Annotated in this window: 20 protein-coding genes and 1 tRNA gene; 6 read left to right on the plus strand and 15 right to left on the minus strand. The window is 70.7% G+C overall.

Annotated features, from left to right (window positions below; translation table 11 throughout):
* Positions 1-13: 13 nt before the first annotated feature.
* Together VQH23_RS24750 and VQH23_RS24755 are read left to right on the plus strand one after the other, a co-directional pair.
* Positions 14-991: a tripartite tricarboxylate transporter substrate binding protein gene (locus tag VQH23_RS24750; RefSeq protein ID WP_338663329.1), complete on the plus strand. Its 978-nt coding sequence runs from the start codon at positions 14-16 to the stop codon at positions 989-991.
* Entirely contained in the window at positions 988-2,643 is a 1,656-nt protein-coding gene (locus VQH23_RS24755) for a thiamine pyrophosphate-binding protein (RefSeq protein WP_338663330.1), read from the plus strand. Before VQH23_RS24750 ends, VQH23_RS24755 begins: the two co-directional genes overlap by 4 nt.
* A gap of 16 nt (positions 2,644-2,659) precedes the next feature.
* On the opposite strand, the gene VQH23_RS24760 is transcribed toward VQH23_RS24755, so the two are convergent.
* The 9 genes from VQH23_RS24760 to VQH23_RS24800 all read right to left on the minus strand — a co-directional run bounded on the left by VQH23_RS24760 (position 2,660) and on the right by VQH23_RS24800 (position 12,027).
* Positions 2,660-5,389: a glycosyltransferase gene (locus VQH23_RS24760; protein WP_338663331.1), complete on the minus strand. Its 2,730-nt coding sequence runs from the start codon at positions 5,387-5,389 to the stop codon at positions 2,660-2,662.
* Positions 5,390-5,405: 16 nt separating this feature from the next.
* The gene (locus VQH23_RS24765; RefSeq protein ID WP_338663332.1) at positions 5,406-6,221 is read right to left on the minus strand and encodes a hypothetical protein; all 816 of its coding nucleotides are present in this window, start codon (positions 6,219-6,221) and stop codon (positions 5,406-5,408) included.
* A 129-nt stretch (positions 6,222-6,350) separates the two neighbouring features.
* Positions 6,351-7,832 carry a hypothetical protein gene (locus VQH23_RS24770; protein WP_338663333.1) on the minus strand — a complete coding sequence of 494 codons (1,482 nt, stop codon included), beginning with the start codon at positions 7,830-7,832 and terminating at the stop codon, positions 6,351-6,353.
* A gap of 584 nt (positions 7,833-8,416) precedes the next feature.
* The gene (locus VQH23_RS24775) at positions 8,417-9,721 is read right to left on the minus strand and encodes a UDP-glucose/GDP-mannose dehydrogenase family protein (RefSeq protein ID WP_338663334.1); all 1,305 of its coding nucleotides are present in this window, start codon (positions 9,719-9,721) and stop codon (positions 8,417-8,419) included.
* A 492-nt stretch (positions 9,722-10,213) separates the two neighbouring features.
* On the minus strand, positions 10,214-10,384 hold the full coding sequence (locus VQH23_RS24780) for a hypothetical protein (RefSeq protein WP_338663335.1): 171 nt from the start codon (positions 10,382-10,384) through the stop codon (positions 10,214-10,216).
* 559 nt (positions 10,385-10,943) lie between these two features.
* Positions 10,944-11,102 (minus strand): hypothetical protein, encoded by a 159-nt coding sequence (locus tag VQH23_RS24785; protein ID WP_338663336.1) that lies wholly within the window; start codon positions 11,100-11,102, stop codon positions 10,944-10,946.
* A 335-nt stretch (positions 11,103-11,437) separates the two neighbouring features.
* Positions 11,438-11,513, minus strand: a tRNA-Glu gene (locus VQH23_RS24790).
* Positions 11,514-11,534: 21 nt separating this feature from the next.
* The gene (locus tag VQH23_RS24795; RefSeq protein WP_338663338.1) at positions 11,535-11,732 is read right to left on the minus strand and encodes a DUF2256 domain-containing protein; all 198 of its coding nucleotides are present in this window, start codon (positions 11,730-11,732) and stop codon (positions 11,535-11,537) included.
* 4 nt (positions 11,733-11,736) lie between these two features.
* Positions 11,737-12,027 (minus strand): DUF6476 family protein, encoded by a 291-nt coding sequence (locus tag VQH23_RS24800; RefSeq protein ID WP_338663339.1) that lies wholly within the window; start codon positions 12,025-12,027, stop codon positions 11,737-11,739.
* On the opposite strand from VQH23_RS24800, the gene VQH23_RS24805 reads away from it, so the two are divergent.
* Both VQH23_RS24805 and rpoH read left to right on the plus strand, forming a co-directional pair.
* Positions 11,996-13,009 carry an RluA family pseudouridine synthase gene (locus VQH23_RS24805; protein ID WP_338663340.1) on the plus strand — a complete coding sequence of 338 codons (1,014 nt, stop codon included), beginning with the start codon at positions 11,996-11,998 and terminating at the stop codon, positions 13,007-13,009. The genes VQH23_RS24800 and VQH23_RS24805 overlap by 32 nt on opposite strands.
* A gap of 298 nt (positions 13,010-13,307) precedes the next feature.
* Complete coding sequence (rpoH, locus tag VQH23_RS24810) at positions 13,308-14,192, plus strand: RNA polymerase sigma factor RpoH (RefSeq protein ID WP_338663341.1); 885 nt, start codon at positions 13,308-13,310, stop codon at positions 14,190-14,192.
* A 64-nt stretch (positions 14,193-14,256) separates the two neighbouring features.
* Here rpoH and VQH23_RS24815 read toward each other — a convergent pair whose 3' ends face one another.
* Positions 14,257-15,420, minus strand: coding sequence for an MFS transporter (locus tag VQH23_RS24815; protein WP_338663342.1), 1,164 nt, complete (start codon positions 15,418-15,420; stop codon positions 14,257-14,259).
* A gap of 172 nt (positions 15,421-15,592) precedes the next feature.
* Positions 15,593-16,876 carry a Gfo/Idh/MocA family oxidoreductase gene (locus VQH23_RS24820; protein ID WP_338663343.1) on the minus strand — a complete coding sequence of 428 codons (1,284 nt, stop codon included), beginning with the start codon at positions 16,874-16,876 and terminating at the stop codon, positions 15,593-15,595.
* Between the two features lie 166 nt (positions 16,877-17,042).
* Between VQH23_RS24820 and VQH23_RS24825 the strand changes: the two genes are divergently transcribed.
* Positions 17,043-17,582, plus strand: a complete 540-nt coding sequence (locus VQH23_RS24825) for a VOC family protein (protein WP_338663344.1) — start codon at positions 17,043-17,045, stop codon at positions 17,580-17,582.
* A 32-nt stretch (positions 17,583-17,614) separates the two neighbouring features.
* Positions 17,615-18,988: a deoxyribodipyrimidine photo-lyase gene (locus VQH23_RS24830; protein ID WP_338663345.1), complete on the plus strand. Its 1,374-nt coding sequence runs from the start codon at positions 17,615-17,617 to the stop codon at positions 18,986-18,988.
* Between the two features lie 18 nt (positions 18,989-19,006).
* Here the strand turns inward: VQH23_RS24830 and VQH23_RS24835 are convergent, their stop codons facing one another.
* From VQH23_RS24835 to VQH23_RS24850, 4 genes are all read right to left on the minus strand, one after another.
* The gene (locus VQH23_RS24835) at positions 19,007-20,047 is read right to left on the minus strand and encodes an ABC transporter substrate-binding protein (RefSeq protein ID WP_338663346.1); all 1,041 of its coding nucleotides are present in this window, start codon (positions 20,045-20,047) and stop codon (positions 19,007-19,009) included.
* Between the two features lie 106 nt (positions 20,048-20,153).
* Positions 20,154-20,825 (minus strand): hypothetical protein, encoded by a 672-nt coding sequence (locus VQH23_RS24840; RefSeq protein WP_338663347.1) that lies wholly within the window; start codon positions 20,823-20,825, stop codon positions 20,154-20,156.
* A 102-nt stretch (positions 20,826-20,927) separates the two neighbouring features.
* A complete protein-coding gene (locus tag VQH23_RS24845; protein ID WP_338663348.1) occupies positions 20,928-22,118 on the minus strand; it encodes an FAD-binding protein in 1,191 nt (396 codons plus the stop codon).
* Positions 22,115-23,563 (minus strand): FAD-linked oxidase C-terminal domain-containing protein, encoded by a 1,449-nt coding sequence (locus VQH23_RS24850; RefSeq protein ID WP_338663349.1) that lies wholly within the window; start codon positions 23,561-23,563, stop codon positions 22,115-22,117. Before VQH23_RS24850 ends, VQH23_RS24845 begins: the two co-directional genes overlap by 4 nt.
* Between the last annotated feature and the right edge of the window lie 33 nt (positions 23,564-23,596).

The raw sequence follows: 23,596 nt of genomic DNA on the forward strand, positions 1-23,596 counted from the left end.
GAGGAGAGTGTCCATGCCCTTCACGCCGACCCGGCGCGTCCTGCTCGCGGCCCCGCTGGCCCTTGCCGCGCCCCGGCTTGCCCGCGCCGACGAGTGGCCGAGCAGGCCGGTGAGCATCATCGTCGGCTTCCCGCCGGGCACCGCGACCGATTCCGTCGCGCGGCTGGTGGCGGAGCGCTTCTCCCGCGCGCTCGGCCAGCGCTTCGTGGTGGACAACCGCGTGGGGCAGAGCGGATCGATCGGGGCCGCCTACGTCGCCCGGTCGGCGCCGGATGGCTACACCATCACCGTCGGGGCCTCCGCGCCGCAGGCGATCAACCCGCACATCTATCCCAATATCGGCTACGATCCGCGGGTGGACTTCACCACCATCGGGCAGCTCGTGCAGTTGCCGTACCTGCTCGTCGCGGGGAAGCACACCGGCTTCACGAGCCTGCGGGACGTGGTGGACAAGGCGCGGCGGGAGCCGGATTCGGTGACCTACGCTACCACGGGCAACGGCTCCACCTCGCAGCTCCTCATGGCCATGCTGGCGCATTCCACGGGCGTGCGGATGACGCAGGTGCAGTACCGCGGCACCGCGCAGTCGCTGACGGACATCGTGGCCGGCCGCGTGGACCTGACCTTCGACACGCTGATCGGCACCATGCCCTTCGCGCGGGACGGCAAGGTGCGGCCGATCGCCGTCGGCACGGCGGAGCGCGTGGGGGTGGTGCCTGAGGTGCCCACCACGGCGGAGGCGGGCTTCCCCGCGGTGAAGGGCGGTGCCTGGCTCGGCCTGCTCGGCCCCGCGGGGCTGCCGCCCACCATCGTGGCGCGACTGGACCGGGAGGTTTCCGGCCTGCTGGCGGATCCGGGGTTCGGGAAGACCATCACCGATCTTGGCGCCGTGGTGGATCCGGCAGGGCCGGAGAGGTTTGGGCAGATCCTGCGCCGCGACTACGAGAGCTGGGGCGAGATCGTGCGCGTGACCGGGACGCGGTCCGAGTGACGACCGCCGGGGTGACCACCGTGGGGGTGACGACCGTCGGGGAGAGGATCGTCGCGGCGCTGGAGGCGCACGGGATCGACCGGGTCTTCTGCGTGCCGGGGGAGAGCTATCTCGGCCTGCTGGACGCGCTGCACGGGCACGGCACGATCGACACGGTGGTCTGCCGGCACGAGGCCGGGGCCGGCTTCATGGCCCTGGCGGATGCGCGGCTGACCGGGCGACCCGGCGTGGTGATGGTCAGCCGCGGGCCGGGGGCGAGCAACGCCGCAATCGCCGTGCACACGGCGCAGCAGGACGGCGTGCCGCTGATCCTGCTCGTCGGGCAGGTGGCGAAGCGGGACGTGCGCCGGGACTCCTTCCAGGAGATCGACTACGGCCGGATGTTCGGCGGCATCGCCAAGTGGGTGGCGGAGCTGACCGACCCCGAGCGCGTGGGCGAGACGATGCTGCGCGCCTTGCAGGTGGCCAACACGGGCCTGCCCGGCCCGGTGGTGATCGCGGTGCCGGAGGACGTGCTGACGGCGGCGTGCGATCCGGTCTCCGTCGCGCCGCAGGCCCGTGTGGGCGCCGCGCCGGACGCCGCTTCGCTCGGCGCGCTTCGGGGCATGCTCCGAAAGGCGGAGCGGCCGCTGGTGATCGCGGGCAGCGGCGTCACGGGAGAGGACGGGCGCGCGGCGCTGCTCGGCTTTCTGGAGGCGTGGAACCTTCCCTCCCTCGTCTCCTTCCGTCGGCAGGACCTGCTGCCGAACGCGCACCGGCTCTATGCGGGCGACCTCGGCCTCTCCAACCCGGATCGGCAGATGGCGGTGCTGCGGGAGGCGGACCTGCTCCTCGTGCTGGGGGCGCGGCTGTCGGACATCACCACCCAAGGCTACAGCTTCCCGCGCCTGGTCCGGCCGGAGCAGACCCTGGTGCATGTCCACGCCGACCCGGCGGTGATCGGCACGCATTTCGGCTGCGACCTAGCCATCGCCTGCCCTGTCCCTGCCCTGCTGGAGACGATCGGCACGCCCGACGCGGCGCCGTCGGCGCGCGAGGGCTGGATCGGGCGGCTGGGGGAGGAGCGGCGGCGCATCGCCGCGCCGCGCCGCTTCGAGGTGACGGACGGCGTGCCCTTCGAGCTGGCGGTGGACGCGATCGGGCGATGCCTGCCGGCGGACGCCATCGTCACGGTGGACGCCGGCACCTTCGGGGCGCCGGTCTATCGCGTGGTGCCCTTCGCGCCGCCGCAGAGGCTGCTGGCGCCGATCTCGGGCGCCATGGGGTTCGGCGTGCCGGCGGCGGTCGCGGCGGGGCTGCGGGAGCCGGGGCGGACGACCATCTGCCTCGTGGGCGATGGCGGGTTCCTGATGACGGGAAGCGAGCTGGCGGTCGCGCTGGAGCGCGGGCTGCCTCTGAAGGTTGTGCTGTCGGAGAACGGGATCTACGGCTCCATCCGCATCCACCAGGAGCGGCAGTACCCCGGCCGCGTCTCCGGCACCTCCTTCCGCAACCCGGACCTGGCGCTGATGGGGCAGGCCTACGGCTTCCCGGTGACGCGGATCCGGAGCGTGGCGGAGCTGGAAGGGGTTCCCGCGCTGATCGCCGATCCCGGGCCGAGGTTCATCATCGTCGAGACGAGCGTCCAGGCCATCCTGCCGGGGCCGGGCTGAGCGGGGGCCGGCCGCCTCACAGCATGGCCTGGATGTCCGGCATCTTCTTCACCGCGGCCTGCACCCCCGCCGCTGCCAGCCTGGACATGTGGAGCTCGTAGCTGAAGCGCTCCTTGACGTAGGTGAGGGCCGTCTCGACCTGCCGGGCGTAGGCCGCCTCGTCCGCGTGGAGGCGCTTGGCGATGTCCACGACCTCCTCGGGCTCCGCGTAGATAGCCGCCTCCTCGAAGAGCGGCTTGTAGACGTGCGGAAGGATCACCGGGACGCCGACGGCCATGGCCTCGATGATGGATCGGCCGAATGATTCGATCCAGTCGGGGTTGGTGTAGTAGGCGAACACGTCGATGTCGGCGAGGAAGTCCTTTGGCGAGCGGGTGCCGAAGTCGAAGACGGTCCAGTTCGGCGGGACCTCGCCGATCAGGCCGGCCGGCGTGTTGGCGCCCCCGAGAACCCAGACCTCGACGTCGGGCGCGTCGGGATAGACGGTGAGGGTCGCTTCCCGGGTGTCCGGCCACTTCACGGGATTGTCCCGCGAGTGCCGGCCGATCCTCAGCCGGTCGCCGGAGCCGCGCTTCCGCGGGCCCCTGTACCAGCCGGCGAAGTCGATCACGTTGTACCAGTCGAGCGGGGAGAGCTCCACGTACGGGAGCTCCTCCGCGTGGTGCGTGTGCAGGGCGTCGCGGACGAGCGGCCCAATCGGGTGCCACTCGGCGTCCTGGCCGAAGAAGCGCCGGCAGTTCTCGGAAGCGGATTTCAGGTCGAACCGGAGGTCGCCGGAGCCGGAGTAGTCGCTCAGCGGCGTCTGGTTGACGATCACCTTCACCTTCGAAGCCTTGATGGTGGGAAGGAAGCGCTGGAAGTGCTGCAGCACCGGCGGGTAGCGCAGGATCAGCAGGTCGCAGGTGGCCGTCTCGCCGTAGACCAGCACCCGCAAATCGCATAGGTCCATCTTCTCGCCGAAAACCGCGAGGAAGTTCCGCCGGGGATCGATGTCGTACCTGAACATCTGCACGACGGCCGTGGAGAGGCCGTACTTCTCGTGGCAGAGGAGCTCCTCGATGCTGGAGCGGGTGCTGCCGCCCGTCATCCGGAAATCAGAGGCGATGATGACGTCGAAATGCGGCGGCTTCTCCCCGCGGCGCCGGCCGGGCAGCATGGGATAGGGCGCGGGGAAGCGGCGCGTGCTGGTGTCGGCATCGTACCGCAGCGACGGCTCGTCCGAGTGGAAGGCGGTGTAGGAATCGAGGTAGGCGTAGCGCGCGCCGAAATGCGCTCCCTCGATGCCGAAATGCTCGTCGGCGACGATGCTCGTCGGTGAGATCCGCTGGAAGGAGAGCGGGCCGGTCTTCAGCATGCCGAGGCCGGTCTTCGGCGCCGCCAGCTGCACCCGCTTCAGCATCTCCGTGTCGGCGCCGAAGCGGACGGTGTCCCAGTAGCCGAGCCGCGTCCGCAGCAGCTCCGTCCGGAACATGATGGAGGAGGTGTTGAGCGTCGTGAGGTCGCCGTTCTGGTTCGGCCGCTGGAAGATCAGGTCGTTCGTCGCCCGGGCCTGCTTGGAGGTGCAGGCGATCATCCCCTCGTTCCTGAGCAGGAACTCGGCCTGCGTCCGCAGCTTCGTCGGGTGGGACCAGTCGTCGGCGTCGTGGATGGTCACGATGGCGCCCCGCGCCTCGTCCAGGCCGCGGTTGCGCGCGACGTAGGCGCCACCGTTCACGGGCATGGTCAGCAGGCGCACCCGGGGATCGCGCTCGCTCACCGCGCGCACCACGGAGGCGGTGTTGTCGGTGCTGCAGTCGTCGACGACGATGACCTCGAGGTTGCGCCACGTCTGACTGGCGAGGGAGGCCAGCGTGGTCTCGATCGTGTCCTCGCAGTTGTAGGCCGCGACGATGACGGACACCTTCGGCCCGTCCGCGACGTGGCCGTCCTCCCCGGCATGGCCGACCAGGCGGTCGTAGAAGGTCCGGGAGGGCGCGTCGGCGAGTGAGACGGGCGGGATGCCGGTCTGCGCCAGCGCGCGGTTGAGCAGGCCGATCCGCGCGCCGATGTCGGGCTCGAAGTTGGCCTGCGCGAGGTAGAAATCCGTCCTGTCCGCGGCCGACGGCGCCTGATCCATCAGGGCCCGGCCCTGCTCAGCGTTCCCGAGGCCGAAGAGGGCGAGGCTCAGCAGGGTGAGCGACTGCACCCCCTCGGCATCGTCCTGCGCGGCCGCGCGGCAGATGGCGGCGTGGCGCGAGGCCTCCTCGTAGCCGGCCTCGCTGCGCATGCGGAAGTGCCAGAGGAAGAGCGCCTTCGCCGCGGCGAAGCGCTCGACCGGCTGGGGGCTCTCCGCCATCGCCCTGAGCGCCGCGAGCGGCTCGTCCACGAAGCCGCAGGGGAACATCCTCAGCAGGATGTCCGAGACTTTCCGGCGCGCCCGCTCACGGCGGCGCTTGAGGTCGTCGTCGCACTGCAGCCGCCCTTCGGCCTTGCCGTGGAGGATGAAGTGGACCAGCGGGTTCAGCCCCGAGGCGCTCACGTCCTCGTACCGGTCCGTGTAGAACTTCGGGTCGAAGCCGTTGCGCGGGCGGCGCCCCATCCCCGCCCCGTAGAGCAGGTAGTGCTCGTACGGGTCCATGCCCGCGAGTTCGACGTCCGGGTAGGTGGCAGTGTACCATTTCGGGTGCATCTGCTTGGACTGGCGAACGAGTTTTACCTGATCCCCGAGAGACATCTCGCGGGGGTCGACCTGCACGCGCTTGGCCATCGCCTGCCCCCTCCGGCTACTGGGGCTGTTTCATCTGCAGGAGCGGGAAGAGCTTCGAGAAGCCCTCGGTGTCGGTCACCGACACCCCCTCCTCCAGCCGCTCCTCGGAGAACTGGGCCTCGAACCGCGCGGGGCGGCTCGGATTGAAGACGCCGTTGTCGTCGAGGAAACTCAGGTTCACGCCATGGTTCTTGATGTAGACCACGTGCGGCTCCCGGGACTTGATGATGCGCCCGCCGTACCGCTCCACCAGGGTCTGCCAGTTCTTGTGGCTCATCGGGACGGTGGCGAGCTGGGCGCCGTCCAGTTCCTTCCCCGTCGATTCCTCCCGGCCGAAGAAGAGCGCGCAGGCGCTTCCGCAGAACTGGTCGAAGCGCTCCCGCCGGTAGATCTCGCCCGACTTCTCGTTGAAGACATAACCGACGCGGAACACGACGGAGACGCTGCCTTTCGAGAACACGTGCGACACGATGGAGGTGCTGACCACGTCGTCCGCGTCGAGAATGAAGAGGTGACAGTTATTCGCCGCGGACGCGTGCTCCACCAGCTTTCCCATCTTGCGGTGCTTGTCCTGCCGACGATCCCCCTTGGAGGAGTCGATGGCCGGCGCCGCGTGATCGGCGACGAGGAAAGTGATCCTGTCCTTGAAGGCTTTCACCGCCGGGGACAGTTCCGGCAGCTCATGGCAGGCCACCAGCACCCGGACGTCATGATCCCGGTTCGTGAAGCAGCTCTCGATCGTCCTGTTCAGCAGCGCGCAGGTCGTCGCCCAGTCGGGGCTGACCTTCTGCGAGAGCAGAGGAATGCCGAAGAAGAACGGGCCGCCACTCATAAGGAACTCCCCTTCGAGATAACCGGACGCTGGCTGGAGGGCGCTGAACCGGGCAACGGATTATCACAGGCCGGCGTTCGGTCCTATATGGAAGCCGGCTCCCGGCCGATTGCTCCCGCGCGCGGTGCGTCACACGGCAGGGCCTAGCCCCTCGCTCCACGCCCGCAGCACCCGCCCGGCGTGGAACTGGTCGCCCCGGTACAGGTCGAAGGCGTCCGCCGCCGCCTGCATCCGTTCCTCCAGCAGACTTGGGGACGAGGTGGTCTCGGCGAGGAACTCGATGAGCCGGTCCTTGTCGGCGATCGTCAGGGTGCCGGGACAGGCCGCTTCGCGCTCGCAGAAGAGCACGACGAGCCGCCTGCGCTGGATGGCCTGGCTGACGGCCGCGGTGACCTGGATCTTCTCCGGCGTGCTGCCGATATCGACGAAGACCTTGAGAGATGCGAAGAACTCGTTCCAGAAGCCCCGGCTCTTGTCGGCCGTCACGACATTCTTCGCGTGCTTCCTGGCAGCCGACTTGTTGTTCTCGTCGGCGAGCACGAGGAGCGGCTTCTCGAGCCTCTTCTGAAGATCCTCGATGAGCCTGGTGACACCCTTCGTGATCTCCTTGCCGTGCAGGTTGATGCCGATATCCGCCTCGGGGATCGTCCTGGCCGGCATCTTCCGCTGGTCGTGCAGCCCCACCCGCAGCGCCACGGGCCAGCTTTCCGTCGCCGGATCCTGAAGGCCGGGGAAGAGGAGGGTGGTGGTGCGGAGGAGCCTGGTGAAGGGCGGCTGGTCCTTCAGCAGGGCCGTCGCGTCCGCCATCTCCGTGCGCGTCGAGACCAGGACCGCCGTTGGCGAGGCCGGCCTGTCGCCGCGCGCCAGCAGGGCACGGTAGGTCTCGACCCCGTAAACGAAGGTCATCGCGCCGGAGGGCGGCGCACCTCTCTCGATCAGGCCCGCCTTCAGGCCCTGCAGACGCCGGACCTGCCACGAGAAGCGGCTCTGGTCGGTATCCTGGAAATTCCAGACCTTCGCGTGCATCCCGGCCGCGTCCTCGATCGTGACGTGGTTCAGCAGAGCCGTCGTCGCCCAGGAATTGACGGTCAGGTCCGCGATGTGGAGGGTGGATGGCCGGAGCCGCGCCTCCCCGCTGCGCCTGGCAACGTCGGAGCCTTTCGCCCGGTCCTCGGGTCCCCTCCTTGCGGACCTCGGCGGTGACGGCAGCTCCCCTCTGCGCGCAGACTCGAGCAGCGAGGTGAGGTAGGCCAGTTCCTGGAAGCGCCGCTCCACCTCGCGCGTGAGGGCGATATTCTCCTCGCGCAGCGCGCGAAGAGTTTTGTTCTGCGCTTCCAGTTCCGCGAAGAGTCCCTTGGAAGTCCAACTGCCCGGAACTGATTCGGCGTCGCGCAGGTCTGGCCTCAATTCAAGGTCGATTCCGATGTCCGCAGCGGCGCGCCCGAGAAGTCGCAAGGCTTCCAGGAAATCCGCCTTGATGATGCCGATGCTGTTGCGAAGACCGGAGGCGCCGTCATCAGAACCGGAGACCTCTGCCTCGTCGGGCGACGCATCGTCGGTCGCGCTGGTCTCCTCCGCCTTGGGCAACTTCGGATCGAGGCTTTCGGTCATGCAGATCAACCCAGCAGTGAAATCGGCAACTCACCGAGTGTTCCGGTTCCGGTATATACCTCGTCGGCCTTGCTGTTCCACATCGGTGCCAATCAAGACTCTGCCCCCGAAGCATGACATGTTCCTGTCAAAGCGATCCGGCGCGCATCGCCGTTCCGCGCCGGAGGAGATTGCCGGGCATGGCGGAAGTTGTCCGGGGCGCAACGCGCAAGATCGCGACGGCGCGGATTGATGGAAGATGTACGAGTGCATTTCCATCCCCGCGGTACTGGGCAACGTCTCCCTCATCGGCGGCGCCTGCGGGCATCGCGCCCTGCACGCGCAACAGAGGCAGCGTCCGCCCGTGCGGGTTCCGCTACCGTCCACGCTTCTGCAAGCCGGCCGCCGTCGGAGCGGCCGGCCATCTGCGTGCACGGCGCCCGAGCGGCGGCACGGCGTTGCGGCCGAGAGATCGGAAAGACGGCCGGCCCCGCTGAATCAGCGACGCCCGCGCGCGGCCACACCCTCGGCGGCGAAGGTCAGCTGCGACTGGGTCCGGGCGGGGCCCGGCTCCGGTCGCCGTTCCTGTCCTGCCGCCTCGTCCTCTACGGGCGTCCGATGGAGGAGTAGTTGAGGCCGCACTCGCGGAAGGCTTCGGGGTCCCATGCGTTGCGGAGGTCCAGCACCACGTCGCCCTTCATGGCCGCTTGCAGGCGCTTGGGCGAGAGGGCGCGGAACTCGTTCCACTCCGTCAGCAGCACCACCGCGTCCGCGCCTTCTGCCGCCTCCAGCGCGCCCTCGGCGAAGACGGTGTTGGCCGGCAGCAGCTGCTTGGCGTGGGCGGGCTGGGGGTCGAAGGCCCGGATCGTGGCGCCTGCCGCGGCCAGGCGCGGCACGACGACGAGCGACGGCGCGTCGCGCATGTCGTCCGTCTCCGGCTTGAAGGTCAGCCCGAGCACGGCCACCGTCTTGCCCGCCACCGACCCGCCCAGGGCCGCGACCACGCGCTCGGCCATCTGCTCCTTGCGCGCGTCGTTGGCCGCGATCGTCTGCTCGACGATCGTCACCGGCGCCCCGAGCTCCTGGGCCGTGCGGGCCAGCGCCAGCGTGTCCTTGGGGAAGCACGAGCCGCCGTAGCCCGGGCCCGCGTGCAGGAACTTGCGCCCGATCCGCCCGTCCAGCCCCATCCCGCGCGCCACGTCGTGCACGTTCGCCCCGGCGCGCTCGCAGAGGTCGGCCATCTGGTTGATGAAGGTGATCTTGACCGCCAGGAACGCGTTCGCCGCGTACTTGATCAGCTCCGCCGTCTCGATCCCCGTCTGCACGATCGGCGTCTCGATGAGGTAGAGCGGACGGTACAGCCGCCGCAGCACCTGGAACGCCCGGTCGTCCTCGGCCCCGATCACCACGCGGTCCGGGCGCATGAAGTCGGCGATCGCGCTGCCCTCGCGCAGGAACTCGGGGTTCGACGCCACCACGATCTCGTGCCCCGGCCGCACCTCGTCCAGCACCGCCTTGATCCGCCGCCCCGTGCCCACCGGCACGGTCGACTTCGTCACCAGCACCAGCGGGCCGCGGGCCGCGCGGGCCACCTGCTCGGCCGCCGCGAACACGTAGGAGAGGTCCGCGTGCCCGTCGCCGCGCCGCGACGGCGTGCCCACCGCCAGGAACACCGCGTCCGCCCCCTCCATCGCCTCCTCGAGCGCGGTGGTGAAGCTCAGCCGCCCGTCCCGGACGTTCTCCTCCACCAGCTTGTCCAGCCCGGGCTCGTAGATCGGAATGCGCCCGTCCCGCAGCGCCTCCACCTTGGAGGCCTCCGTGTCCACCACGCAGACATCCACCCCGAACTCGGCAAAGCAGGCACCGGACACGAGCCCGACATACCCGGCACCGATCATCGCGACGCGCATCGATTTCCCCTGCGAGGTCAGGGCCGCCCAGGCCCGCACCCCGCCTCCCTATCCCACCACCACGCCCGCGACCATCCCCGCCATGCCGCAACTGCGAAATTCCTTCCGACCCCGATACACAAACAGCATGCACTTGCGAGTTGGGCGGCGGCGGGGCGGAAAGGCCGCGGCACACCGGTCGCAGGGCACGTCAGCGACCGGGGTTGCGCGACTCGTGCGCGACGCGGGGAGCGAGGTGTGGGGACAAGGCTCGTGGCAGTTCGAGTGACGCCCCTCAAACTGCTATCGGCACGACCGGGGCGGCGCCCAGTGCAGCTTGAAACATCATCCAGCAGGGGCCGAAAATCTATGCTCGGCGCTTTGCAGTCGTTGGATTGGCGCCGGCAGAACGGTACAGCGGCTAGAGATCCTCCAACTTCGCTCCTGCCCCGGCAATGACCTCGGCGCCGGCAGCCTCGAGAGCAGGCAGCCGGCGCCTTCAAACCTAAGCCGTCAGCTCTCCTTGGTGCTGGCGGGAGCGCCGAGCCAGCCGCGGACGGTGTCCGCCACCTTGTGGACGGTGTCGGACCACTTGCCCGGCTCCTGCTCTTCCTTGCTGGTAACGTGTGGATGGTGCTTTCCGTCCGCCCCAACCGGGCGCGCAAAATAGCCGGCCTTTGCCATGCGAGATCTCCCTGAAGGTCCCGCCATAACGCGGCGCGGGGGAGCAGGTTGATGGTGCAGCCGGGCGAGTGGCTGGCGGCGCGGCGCTACCTCGCCGACTCCCACGGGCTAACCTTCGAGCAGCACTTCTATCGGTGACGTGCTTGTGCGACGCGCCTCTCTCTCCGGCTCCTGCTTAGTGAGCAGCGGTACGCCGGAGCCAATCATCAGGACTGACCACCACTGCATCGCAAGGCCGTAGAAGCGGCGCGGAGCAGGGCCGTAAGCGGGTTGTGCACGGGCCGGCCCAGCCGTCTCACGGGGGATCGCACGGGCGGATCTCCGGTTAAGCCACAGGCCGAGCGGCAGTGTCAGTGCTTCGACGAGCACGAACCCGGCCGAGAAAGGCCATGGACCGGCGGTCTCGAGGCCGGCAACGGGCACCATGACAAAGAACGGGACGAGCCGGCCGCACCGCCGAAGACACTCAGACGATCACCGCGCGACGCCCTTCCGAGCCTGCCGCATGCGCACCCCTGCCCCGCCCCTGCTGGCGCGATGGACTCGGCGCCGCGCATCATCAGCGCTCGTCGGTGCTATCCTCGGCAGGCTCGGCGTCCGGCCGGGCCGCGTTCTTCGCTTCCCGCTGATCCAGCTTCTTTTGCTCCTTGGCCTGGGCCTTCGCGGCCTTGTCCCGCTCGCGCTGCAGGCGATCCTGGTTGTAATTGGGCTTTCTCAATCCTGCTTCCTTTCACCTAACGCGCTCTCCGCCGACGTTACGAGCCGAGCCGCGATCTTCGATCCTGACCAACTTGTGCTGGTCTCACTCGGTCCAGGTCAATGCCCGGTGCACCCCGCCGGTCGTCAGGAGGATAGGTCATGAGGACCGTCGCAACGACCCCGGGGCGAGAGCTTGAGGAGCGCAGGGCAGACCAAGTCACCTTCGGCGCCAGTCAGCACAGAACAGTGCTGGGAACCGCGAGGGAGGAACGTGCTCGGTGATGTGCGCGGGGAGGGTGATCGTTGGGCTCTGGTCCGAACTGACCGGAAACCGCAATAAAAATCAACGCCGATTGGCGTCCCCAAGGGGATTCGAACCCCTGTTACCGCCGTGAGAGGGCGGTGTCCTAGGCCTCTAGACGATGGGGACGTGGCCGTCGGGAGGCGCCTTCTATCCGCCCTGTCCGGGGGGTGCAAGCGGGGTTCGGGCGGATTCTTCATTCTTTTTCGCGGCCGCGCGCCGCCCGCTGCGGCAGGCGTCGGAGCAGTGGCGGACCGCCTCCCAGTCCCTCGCCCACTTCTTGCGCCACGCGAAGGGCCGCCCGCATGTGGCGCAGGTCTTCTCGGGCAGGTGCGGCTTGCGGTGCACCGCCTCACTCCCCCACGCGGATCTCGCCCAGCACGGCGCCGCCGCGCGTGTCCAGGATCACCAGGCGCTCGCCGTCTGGCCGCTGGACCCAGACCGCCAGCCGCCCCTCGGCGCCGGGGGCGATGCCGGCGATGCGGGTGCCCGGCGGCTGCCGGAGGGAGAGCTCGGCGGCCGGGACGGAGGGCGCAGCGGGCACGGCCTTGCCGGCGCGCTGGATGATCATCACAACCAGCGTCACGGTGCCGGCGACGATCAGCACCCCCATGACGGCAACGAGAATCTTGAGCGCGCGCAACGACACCTCCGCTGACGGGCCAGTGGTCCTCTCCTTCACCGCCACCGCCGGGCAGGCGGGGGACCGGCTGGACCGGGCCTTCGCCGGCATGGGCGGTCTCTCCCGCTCCCGCGTCAAGGCGCTGGTGGAGGGCGGGCACGCGGCGCGGGACGGGGCGGTGACGCGCGACTCCTCGGAGGCGCTGCGGCCCGGGGCCGTCTATACCCTCGGCGTGCCCCCGCCGGAGGCCGCGACCCCCCTGCCCCAGGCCATGGACCTGACGATCCTCTTCGAGGACCGGGACCTGATCGTGCTGGACAAGCCGGCGGGGCTGGTGGTGCACCCCGCACCCGGCAATCCGGACGGCACCCTGGTGAACGCCATCCTCGCCCATGCGGGGGAGGAGCTCTCGGGCATCGGGGGGGAGAAGCGGCCGGGCATCGTCCACCGGCTGGACAAGGAGACGAGCGGGGTGATGGTGGTGGCCAAATCCGAGGCCGCCCACCACGCCCTCTCCACCGCCTTCGCGGAGCGGGACCTGGAGCGGAGCTACCTGGCGCTGGCCTGGGGCGTCCCCTCCCCCGCCGCGGGCAGCGTGGAGGCGGCGATCGGGCGCCATCCGGCGGACCGCAAGCGGATGGCCGTGGTCACCCGCGGGGGAAAGCACGCGCTGACCCATTTCGCGACGGAGCGGGCCTGGGGTACCGCCTGCGCGCTGGTCCGCTGCCGGCTGGCGACGGGGCGCACCCACCAGATCCGCGTGCACATGGCGCATATCGGACACCCGCTGGTGGGGGACCCCGTCTACTGCCGGCGCGTCCCGGCGGTCTCGCGCGGCCTGCCGGACGCATCTCGGGAGGCGCTGCTGGCCTTTCCCCGGCAGGCGCTGCACGCGCAGTCACTGGGGTTCCGGCATCCCGTCACGGGGGCGCCCCTGTCCTTCTCCTCCCCCCTGCCGCCGGACATGGCCGCGCTGGTGGAGGCCTTGGACACAGCTGCGTGACACCTCGCCTAACCCGACTTGCGCGGTCTGGTTTTGCTTGCGAACATCGCGCGAATAGATTACAAGCTCTTCAGCTTCAGCGGCTGGGTGCCACGACAGGGCGCCGTAAGGAAGTCGGTCCATCCTCACCTTCGCGTCCGCGAAAACGGGCGGAAAACATTGGGGATGGCCGGCGTTCTTCAGGGCTCAGGGCCCGGTGCGCGGAAGGAGGTACGGATGTTCCGTGCCAACGGCTTTTCCGTCCGCGCGCCCGCCAAACCCGGGGGCTGCCCGGCCGGTTAAGGAGGCAGACGCTTCTATGGCTTCCACTGCGATGATACCGATTGCCCCCGAGGGCAACCTCTCCCGCTACCTGCAGGAGATCCGGAAATTCCCCATGCTGGCGCCCGAGGAGGAGCTGAACCTCGCCAAGCGCTGGCGTGACAGCCAGGACGAGGGCGCGGCGCACAAGCTTGTCACCTCCCACCTCCGCCTCGTCGCGAAGATCGCTATGGGCTACCGCGGCTACGGCCTGCCGGTGGGCGAGCTGATCTCCGAGGGCAATGTCGGCATGATGCAGGCGGTGAAGCGGTTCGACCCGGATCGCGGCTTCCGCCTGGCCACATATGCCATGTGGTGGATCCGCGCCGCGATCCAGGAGTACATCCTGCACTCCTGGTCGCTGGTGAAGATGGGCACCACCGCCGCGCAAAAGAAGCTGTTCTTCAACCTGCGCCGCCTGAAGGGTCAGATGGCCGCCCTCGAGGAGGGCGACCTGAAGCCGGAGCAGGTGGAGAAGATCGCCCGCGTGCTGCAGGTGCCGGAGCAGGACGTGGTGTCCATGAACCGCCGCCTGGCGAGCCCGGACAACAGCCTGAACGCGCCCATCCGCTCCGACAGCGAGGGTGAGTGGCAGGACTGGTTGGTGGACGACAGCGAGAGCCAGGAGGAGGAGCTCGCCGACCGGGAGGACATGACCAACCGGCGCGATTTGCTCAATTCCGCCCTGCAGACGCTGAACGACCGGGAGCGCCACATCCTGATCGAGCGGCGACTGAAGGAGGAGCCCACGACGCTGGAGGAGCTCTCCCAGCAGTACAACATCTCCCGCGAGCGGGTGCGCCAGATCGAGGTGCGCGCCTTCGAGAAGCTGCAGAAGAACATGAAGCGGCAGATCGTCGAGCGCAGGCTCGCGGTGGACTGATCGCCGGCTTTCCGGCCGGGGTAACGAAGGGGCGGCGGAGTGATCCGCCGCCCCTTCCGTTTATTCAGGCGTCGCCGGGCTTCCGGCGGATGAGCAGGAGCGGCCCGATGAGACAGCCGACCGCCCCGGCCAGGAAGATCGCGGGGTAGCCACCGATCCCCACGATCAGCCCGGCCAGGGGCCCAGCGAGGCCCACGGCGATGTCGAGGAAGGCGCTGAAGCTGGCGATGGCGAGGCCCCGGCTGGCCTCCGGCACGCGCCGCACCACCTCCACGCCCAGGGCGGGGTAGATAAGGGAGAAGCCGGCGCCGGTGAGGGTGGCGCCGAGCAGCGCCACCGTCACGTTCGGCGCCGTCCACAGCAGCAGCTGGCCCACAGCCTCAACCAGCAGCGAGAGGGCGGCCACCCGTGTCCCGCCGATCCGGTCCGGCAGGTGGGAGAGGAGGGCGCGGACAAGGATGAAGCCGATCCCGAAACCGGTGAGGGAGAGCCCCGCCCCTTCCCAGCCGCGGCTGGCGAAGTAGAGCGCGACGAAGCCGCTCAGCACCGCCTGGGGCACGATGCCGAGGCAGAGGGCGAGCCCTTCCCGCCACACCAGCCCGATCATCCCAAGGAAGGAGGCGCGGGCCGCGCGCGCGATCGGCGCGATGGCTGGCCGAGAGAGGGCGATCGCGAACCCGACCAGTGGCAGGGCGGCGGTGGCCAGCGCCACGGCCGCGAAGCCGCCCCGGTCCATGAGAAGGAGCCCGATCGGCGCGCCGAGGCCGAGCGCGGTGAACATGGCGATGCCCTGCCAAGTCATCACCAGCCCCGTGCGCCGCGCGCCGAGGGTGAGGATCCCCCAGGTCATGGCGCCGATGAGGAAAAGGCTCTCGGCCGGCCCCATGATCAGCCGCCCCGCCACGAGCACGGCGAGCGAGAGCTGGGGGTCCGGGATCCAGGTGGAGGCGAGGTAGGTAAGGCCGGAGAGGACGGCGAGCGGCAGCCCCATCAAGGCCCCCCAGCGCGGGCCGCGCCGGTCGATCAGCGCGCCCGCCCATTGCCGGGTGAGGATGGTGGCGAGGGACTGGATCCCCGTCACCCAGCCGGCGGTGACGAGGCTGAAGCCGAGCTCGTTGTGGACGCGGAGCGAGAAGACGGGAAGCGGCAGGGCGATGGCCAGGAAGCCGGTCAGCACGATCGCCACGAAGGGCAGGAGCCGCCACGCGGAGACGGGTTCGGAATTCATGCGCGATGCGCCTCGGTCGGGGCCGTGGCCGGCCCGGGGGCGCGTTGGATGACGCTAACGCTTGCGGCCGGCGCGCGCGGCCCCGGGCGGGGGTTTCTGCTCCCCCGCCGCGCGCGCCGTCAAGCCGCAGGCCCGCCGGCCGTCAGACCCCGCGATCTCCGGGCGGGCGCGGTCAGCCGCCCTGGGCCGGCTCCGGCCCGCGCGTGGGACCGGGGGGCTTGGGCGTCTGCACCGGGCGCCCCTCGGCGGCGGAGCGGTAGATGGCGGCGATCAGCGCCTGGTCCTGCGCGCCCTCCTCGCCGGGGGTGTGGGGCTGGCGGTTCTCCCGCACGCACTCCGCGAAGTGGTCCAGCTCCTGCGCGAACTGGTTCTTCGGCTCGATCCGCTTCTGCTCCCGCACGGCCACCCCGCCCCGCCGCTGCGCCACGTACATCTGCTGGCCGCGGTAGGCGAAGGCGTCCGGCATCTCCACCGTCCCCTTCTCGAAGTGCAGTCGCATGCTCTTGTCGTTGAAGCTGTCGTAGGAGGTGAGGCAGTTCGCGATCACGCCGGAGGGGAAGCGCAGCATGAAGGAGACGCTCTCCTCCACCTCCTTCCAGCGGGCGTCGCCGGAGGGGGAGTAGAGGCGGGCGAAGACGTCCTCCGGCTCCTCGCCGGTGAGGTAGCGGGTCGCGTTGAGGCAGTAGAGGCCGATGTCGGGCAGCGCGCCGCCGCCGGCCAGGGCGCGGTCGAAGCGCCACTGGTCCGCGGTGCCGGAGGACTGCACGTTCGTCGCCTCGATAGAGCGCAGCCTGCCGAGTTCCCCGCTGCGGACGATGCGGATGGCCTCGCGGTTGAAGGGCTCGTACTGGCAGCGATAGGCGATCATCAGCCGCACCCGCGCGCGGGCACAGGCCGCCACCATCGCGGCCGCCTCCTCCGGCGTGTTCGCCATCGGCTTCTCGCAGAGCACGTGCTTGCCGATCGCCGCGCTGCGCTCCGTGTACTCCCGGTGCATGGCGTTGGGCAGGCCGATGTAGACGGCCCCCACCGCCGGGTTTTCCTTGAGCTTCTCCAGCTCCTGGTACGAGTGGACGGCGCTCTCCGGGATGCCGTAGCGACGGGCCACGGCGCGGCCCTTCTCCGGGCTGCCCGTCACCAGCGCCACGGGGCGGGACATCCTTGCCTCGCCGAAGGCGGGCAGCACCTCCTCCACGCTGATGCGGCCGAGGCCGATGATGGCGTAGCCCACGCGCTCCCCGGGCGGCAGCGGGTTGGGGGCTGGCGGCGGGGGCGGCTCGGCCTCGCCGCGCCAGTTGGGGTACCGCACGCGGCCGTCCTGCACGCCGCCGATGTCGGTCTCGGCGGGGGCCGGGTAGCCGGGCGCGCCGGCGGCGCCGAGCGCCAGGCCGGCGGCGGTCAGCCCGCCCGCGCGGAGCAGGCCGCGGCGGCTCGCGCCTGTGAGGTCCTGGGCCATGTGGTTCTCCGGCTCTGTCGGGGGCTCTGTCGGGGGTTGCGCCCGGGGGAACGCCGGCCGGTGCGCCCCCGTTGCCCATTGGCGGCGTCCATGCCGCCCATTTCCGATGACGATTGGGCGCGCGGCGCCGGCGGCACGAGATTGGCGGGGAAGAGGAATCCCGGCCATGCCCGACACCAGCACCGCCCCATCCGAGAGAGCCCCGGCCGAGAGAACCCCGGCCGAGAGAGCCCCAAACGCGCCCGCCGGGCTGCGGATCGGGCACACGCACCTGAAGGTCTCCAACCTCGACCGCGCTCTTGGCTTCTGGCGCGACGTGATCGGGCTGGAGGAGACGGGGCGCTTCCCCGGCGCGGCCTTCCTCTCGGCGGGCGGCTACCACCACCACATCGCGCTCAACACCTGGGAGAGCGAGGGCGGGCCGCCGCCGGCGCCCGGCACCACGGGGCTGTTCCACGTCGCGCTGCTCTACCCGGACCGGGCCTCGCTGGCGCGGGCGGTGCGCGCGGTGCTGGCGGCGGGGATCCGGCTGGACGGGGCGTCCGACCACGGCGTATCGGAGGCGATCTACCTGCGCGACCCGGACGGGAACGGGGTGGAGCTTTATGTCGACCGGCCGGAAGCGGAATGGCCGCGGCGCCCGGACGGATCGCTGGCGATGTTCACGCGGCGGCTGGACCTGCCGGGGCTGCTGGCGGCGGGCTGACAAACCCGCCCCCGCCCCCACATCGCCGGGCGATGATCCAGCCAAGCCGCCTCGAAACGATCAAGGACGCGCCGGAGAACCCGGACGGCCGCTACGTCCTCTACTGGATGGGGCTGTCGCAGCGCGCGCGCTTCAACCCCGCGCTGGAGCACGCGGTGGACCTGGCGAACGAGCGCGGGCTGCCCGTGCTCGTCTGCTACGGTATCGCCGAGGACATCCCCGAGACGACCGCCCGTCACTGGGCCTTCCTGCTGGAAGGGCTCGCGGAAGTCGGCCCCGCGCTGGAGAAGCGGGGAATTGGCTTCGTGGCCCGGCGCAGGCCGCCGGTGGAGACCGCGCTGGAGATGGCGGGGGATGCCGCGCTGGTGGTCTGCGACCGCAGCGAGATACGCCCGGTCCTCGCCATCCAGGCGGCCTTCGTGGCGCGCGCGCCCTGGCGCGTGGTGCGGGTGGAGGGGGACGCGGTGGTGCCGGTAGGCACCGCCTCGCCGAAGCACGAGATCGGCGCGCGCACGCTGCGGCCGAGGATCGGGCGGCTGCTGGACGAGTACCTGGTGCCGCTGAAGGAGAGGCGGGTGCGGCGGAGAATGGAGGCGGTGCCGGAGAGCACGCTGGACCTCTCCGATGTTCCCCGCCTCGTCGCGGGGCTGAGGACGGACCAATCCGTGCGGCCGGTAAGGCGCTTCCGGGGCGGCACGGCGGAGGCGGAGCGGCGGCTGAAGGCGTACCTGTCCGGGCCGTTCGGGGATTACGGGACGAATCGCGGGCGGCCGGAGGCCGGCGCGGCGTCCCACATGAGTCCCTACCTGCATTTCGGCCAGATCTCGCCCGTGGCGATCGCGCTGGCGGTGCGCGCTTCCCCGGCGGGCGGGCCGGAGGACCGGCAGTCCTACCTGGAGGAGCTGATCGTCCGGCGGGAGCTGGCGATGAACCACCTGCGCTACGAGCCGCACTACGACAGCTACGAGGCGGCCCCGGCCTGGGCGCGCAAGACGCTGGACCTGCACCGGGGCGACGCGCGCCCCTTCCTCTACACCGCCGCGCAGTTCGAGGCCGGGGAGACGCACGACCGCTACTGGAACGCGGCGATGAAGGAGATGCGGGAGACGGGCTACATGCACAACCACATGCGCATGTACTGGGGGAAGAAGATCCTGGAGTGGTCCCCTACCCCCGAGGAGGCCTTCGACACGACGCTGCGGCTGAACAACCGCTACTTCATCGACGGGCGGGACGCGAACTCCTTCACCAACGTCACCTGGCTCTTCGGCCTGCACGACCGGCCCTGGGGGCCGCGGCCGGTCTACGGCAACGTGCGCTCGCTCGGCGCCGCCACGCTGAAGAAGTTCGACGCGGACGCCTACGTGCGGACGGTGGACGAGTTGGCGGCGGCGGAGGCGGGCTGAAGGCCCGCCCCCTTCCCGTCAGGCGAGCATCCGCAGGTTCCTTGCCGGCAGGAACTCGTCGGTGAAGGCCTGCTCCGGCGTCGGACGGTTCGGCAGCCTGAACGTGTCCACCGTGGCGTCGATCTGCCGCTTCAGCCGGGCCGGCTCCACGAAGGAAAGGCCGTTCCGCATCACGGGGTCGGAGATCAGCATCTGGTCGAAGGCCAGCTTCTGGCGCTCCGCCTCGATGGGCAGGTCGATCAGGGGCTCCCGCGTCTTCAGGGTGGCCACCGCCTCGGCGGGGTTCCTGTAGGCCCAGACCATACCCTCGGTGAGGGCGGCGACGGCGGCGCGGAGGGCCTCCGGCTTCTCCCGCAGCACGGCGCGGGTGGTGACGAGGCCGGAGCCGTAGAAGTCGAGGCCCGCATCCCGGTAGTAGAAGATCCGCTGCTGCGGCAGATCCATCCCCAGCGCCTTCAGCGAGAGGGCGGTGGAGGTGACGAAGCCGGTGACGCCGTCGGCCCGCCTCTGCATGAGCATCGGCTCGCGCAGCTCCGGCGAGACGCTCATCCAGTTGATGGAGCCGAGGTCGAGCCCGATGGCCTGGGCGAAGACCGGGAAGATCTGCCGCCCGCCGTCGAGTTCCGGCGCGGCGAGGGTCTTGCCGGCGAGCTGCTTCGGCTCGCGGATCGGCCCGTCCGCGCGCACGGTGGCCGAGAGGGGCGAGCGGTCATAGAGGATGGCGACGCAGACGAGCTCGCGGCCCGGGTTCTCCGCCATGAAACGGAGCTGCGGCGTCAGGTCGCCGAAGCCGAGCTCGTAGGTGCCGGCGGCGATGTCGATGGGCACGCGGCCGGAGCCGTAGCCGCGGTTGATCGGCATCTCCAGGTTGTGGCGGCGGAAGATGCCGTTCCGCTCGGCCGCCACGGCGAAGGAGTAGCCGCCGTGGATCGTCCAATCGAGCGTGAACTTCAGCCGGTGCGGCGCCTGCGCGAGGGAGAGGCGGGGCGCGGCGAGAAGCCCGCCGCCGAGCCCCGCCAATCCCGCGCCGAGCGCCCGGCGGCCAATCGGTCCCGTCATGCCTCTGTTCCCCATCATGATGGGCGGGTCCCGCCCGGTCATGATGGGATCGCAAGAAGCGGGCCGCGCCGGCCCTCGTGGTCGGCCCTGGGAGCAGCCCCTGGGCTCAGCCCCGGTCGGGGAAGCTCACGTCGCTCACGCTGCAGAGGTCCACGCCGTGCACCTCCTCGGCGGAGCGGTTCTCGTACTCCACGCGCACGTCGTAGCTGCACTCGCCGGCCGGCAGGCGGATGGCGAAGCGGCCGCCGGGCGGGACGGTCGCGTTGCCCAGCCGGTCCTCGCCCCAGTTGCTCTCGGAGGAGGGGGAGGCGCGCAGGACCTGGATCGTCTTGTTGGTGCGGTTCACCAGGTTGAAGGAGGGGTTGCCGGAACGGCCGGCCTGGCCCGCGCCGCCGCGCTTGCCGTCGGCCCCGCGCTGGCCCTGTCCCTGCCCCTGGCCCTGCTGGCCGAAGACGACCTCGTTCGTGCGGCAGGTGTCCACGCCGCGGCGCTCCTCGGACCGGCCGCCCTGGTACACCACGCGGATGTCGTTGTTGCACTGGCCGGCGGGCAGGCGCACGGCGAAGCTGCCGCCGTTCGGCAGCACGTCGTTCCCCAGCAGGTCGCGGCCCCAGGTGCTCTGCTGGGCGGAGGAAGCGTAGAGCTGCTCGATCGTCTGGCCGGACCGGTTCACCAGGTTGAAGCTCGGGTTGCCCTGGCCCTGCGCGAGGGCGGGCCCGGCCAGGCCGGCGAGAAAGGCAAGGGCGAGGGCGCCCTGGCGGGTAGTCTGCAACCGCATCACGTCTGTTCCTCCGCGGGATTCGCGGGCGGAGATTGGCCGCGCCGACGCATCTGCAACAGACAGCAATGCGTGAGCAGGCCCCCTCGTCAGGCCCCCTCGTCAGGCCCCGGGGCGCATCCGCCCCGGGTTGAGCCGGCCGGTGGGGTCCAGCGCGGCCTTCACGCGGGCGGCGATGGCGGCCAGGGCGGGCGGTTCCGGCGGGATCACCGCCACGGCGGCGCGCAGCGGGTCCGGTGCGCGGAACAGGGTGAAGGTTCCGCCCGCGGCGCGGGCCGCGCCCACCACCGCCTCATGCGCCGCCTCGGTGGCCGGGCCCACGGCCCAGATGAGGCCGCCGCCCCAGTCCAGGAGGAGGCGGGCACCGATCGCGCCGCGCAGCGCCCGCACGGCGGCGGGCGCTGCGGAGGGGCGGAGGGAGAGGCGCCACACCGCTTCCGCCTCTCCTGGCGAGAGGGGCGCGGCGTCGCGGATGGCGCGCCAGAGGGCACGGGATTCGTCGCCCTCCAGCACGCGGCCGCCGGGCAGCGCCCCCTGCAGGCGGGCCATGCGGTAGTTCACGGAGGCCTCCAGGTCCTCGAGCCGTAGCAGGGCGACGGGGCCGGACAGGCCTGCGGCCGCGGTGCCGGCCGGCAGCATCGCCGCGCCCGTCACGCCGTAGGGGCTGGTGAGGCCGGCCGAGAGGGCGGCGATGCCCGCCGCCTCGTCCTCCACCGGGACCGCCAGGGTGGCGGTGCGCGGGGCGGCGGGGCCGAGCTTCAGCGTCACCTCCGTGATGACGCCGAGCGTGCCGTGGCTGCCCGCCAGCAGCTTGCAGAGGTCCAGCCCCGTGACGTTCTTGTGGACCCGGCCGCCGGAGCGCAGCACCTCCCCCGCCCCGTTGACGAAGCGGATGCCGAGCACGGTGTCCCGCAGGGCGAAGCCGGTGATGCGGCGGGGGCCGGAGAGGTTGGCGGCCACCAGCCCGCCGATGGTGGGGGGCGGCGCGCCCTCCGTGCCCAGCAGGGCGCGCAGGTCGGGCGGCTCCGGCACGAGGATCTGGTTGTGCTCCCCCAGGGCGGCCTCGATCTCCGGCAGGGTGGTGCCGGCGCGGGCGGAGAGGACCATCTCCTGCGGGCGGTAGAGGGTGATGCCCGTCAGGTTGCGGGTGGAAAGGGTGCGGGAGGCCTGGACGGGACGAAGCATGCCCAGCGTGGTCCCGCTGCCCTCCACGGCCAGGGGCGCGGCGGCATTGCGGAGGGCGGTCGCGACGCCCTCCTCCGTGCTCGGCGCAAGGTCAAGGACGGCGCTCATTCAGCGGCGACGGTCAGGGCGCCGTTGCCCTCCAGCGGAAAGACCTTCGCGGGGTTCAGCAGCCAGTCCGGATCGAAGGCGGACTTCACGCGGCGCTGCTGGGCCAGCTCGGGGGCGGTGAACTGCACGGGCATCAGGTCGCGCTTCTCCACGCCCACGCCGTGCTCCCCCGTGAGGCAGCCGCCCACCTCCACGCAGAGGCGCAGGATGTCGGCGCCGAAGGCTTCGGCGCGGCGGAAGCTCTCGGGGTCGTTGGCGTCGAACATGATGAGGGGGTGCAGGTTCCCGTCGCCCGCGTGGAAGACGTTGGCGACGCCGAGGCCGTACTCCTCGCTCATCTCCCCGATCCGGCGCAGCACGTGGGGTAGCTCCCCGGTAGGGATGGTGCCGTCCATGCAGAGGTAGTCCGGCGAGATGCGGCCCACGGCCCCGAAGGCGCCCTTGCGGCCCTTCCAGATGGCGGTGGATTCCTCCGCGCTGGTGGCCACGCGCATGGAGATGGGATCGAAGCGCGCGCAGATGCCGCGGATGCTTTCCAGCAGCGCGTCCTGCTCCTCCGCGCTGCCCTCCACCTCGATGATGAGCATCGCCTCCGCGTCCAGCGGATAGCCGGCATGGGCGAAGGCCTCGCAGGCGTGGATGCAGGGGCGGTCCATGAATTCCAGCGCCACGGGGATGACGCCGCTGGCCATGATGGCGTCCACCGCGGCGCCCGCGACCTCCGTGGAGCGGAAGGCGGCGAGCATGGCGCGCTGGCCCTCCGCCGCGCGGAGGATGCGGACGGTGACCTCCGTCACGATGCCGAGCTGGCCCTCGCTGCCGGTGATGATGCCCAGCCAGTCGTAGCCGGCGGCGTCCAGGTGGGCGCCGCCGATCTCCAGCACCTCGCCGTCGACCGTGACAATCTTCACGCCGAGCAGGTTGTTGGCGGTGACGCCGTACTTCAGGCAGTGCGCGCCGCCCGAGTTCATCATCACGTTGCCGCCGATCATGCAGGCGAGCTGGGAGGAGGGATCGGGCGCGTAGAAGAAGCCCTGGCCCTCCACGGCCTTGGTGATGCCGAGATTGGTGACGCCGGCCTCCACCACCGCCAGCCGGTCCTCGAAGGAGACCTCCAGGATGCGGTTCATCCGCATCATGCCGACCACCACGGCATCCGCCAGCGGCAGCGCCCCGCCGGAGAGGCTGGTGCCGGCGCCGCGGGGCACCACGCGCACGCCGTTGTCCCGGCAGAAGCGCAGCACGGCGGCCACCTGTTCCGTGGAGGTGGGCAGGACAACGGCCAGCGGCATCTGCCGATAGGCGGAGAGGCCGTCTGTCTCGTAGGGGCGCAGCCGCAAGGGCTCCGTGATCACGCCATCGCCCGGCACCAGGGCGCGCAGCCCGGCCAGGATTTCGTTGCGGCGGCCCAGCACCTCCGGCTTGGGCAGGGGCAGGGCGATCATGCGGGCGTCCTTGATTTCTTGCCGCCAAGGATG

Origin of the sequence: Pararoseomonas sp. SCSIO 73927 (assembly GCF_037040815.1) — a bacterium.
Classification (GTDB): domain Bacteria; phylum Pseudomonadota; class Alphaproteobacteria; order Acetobacterales; family Acetobacteraceae; genus Roseomonas.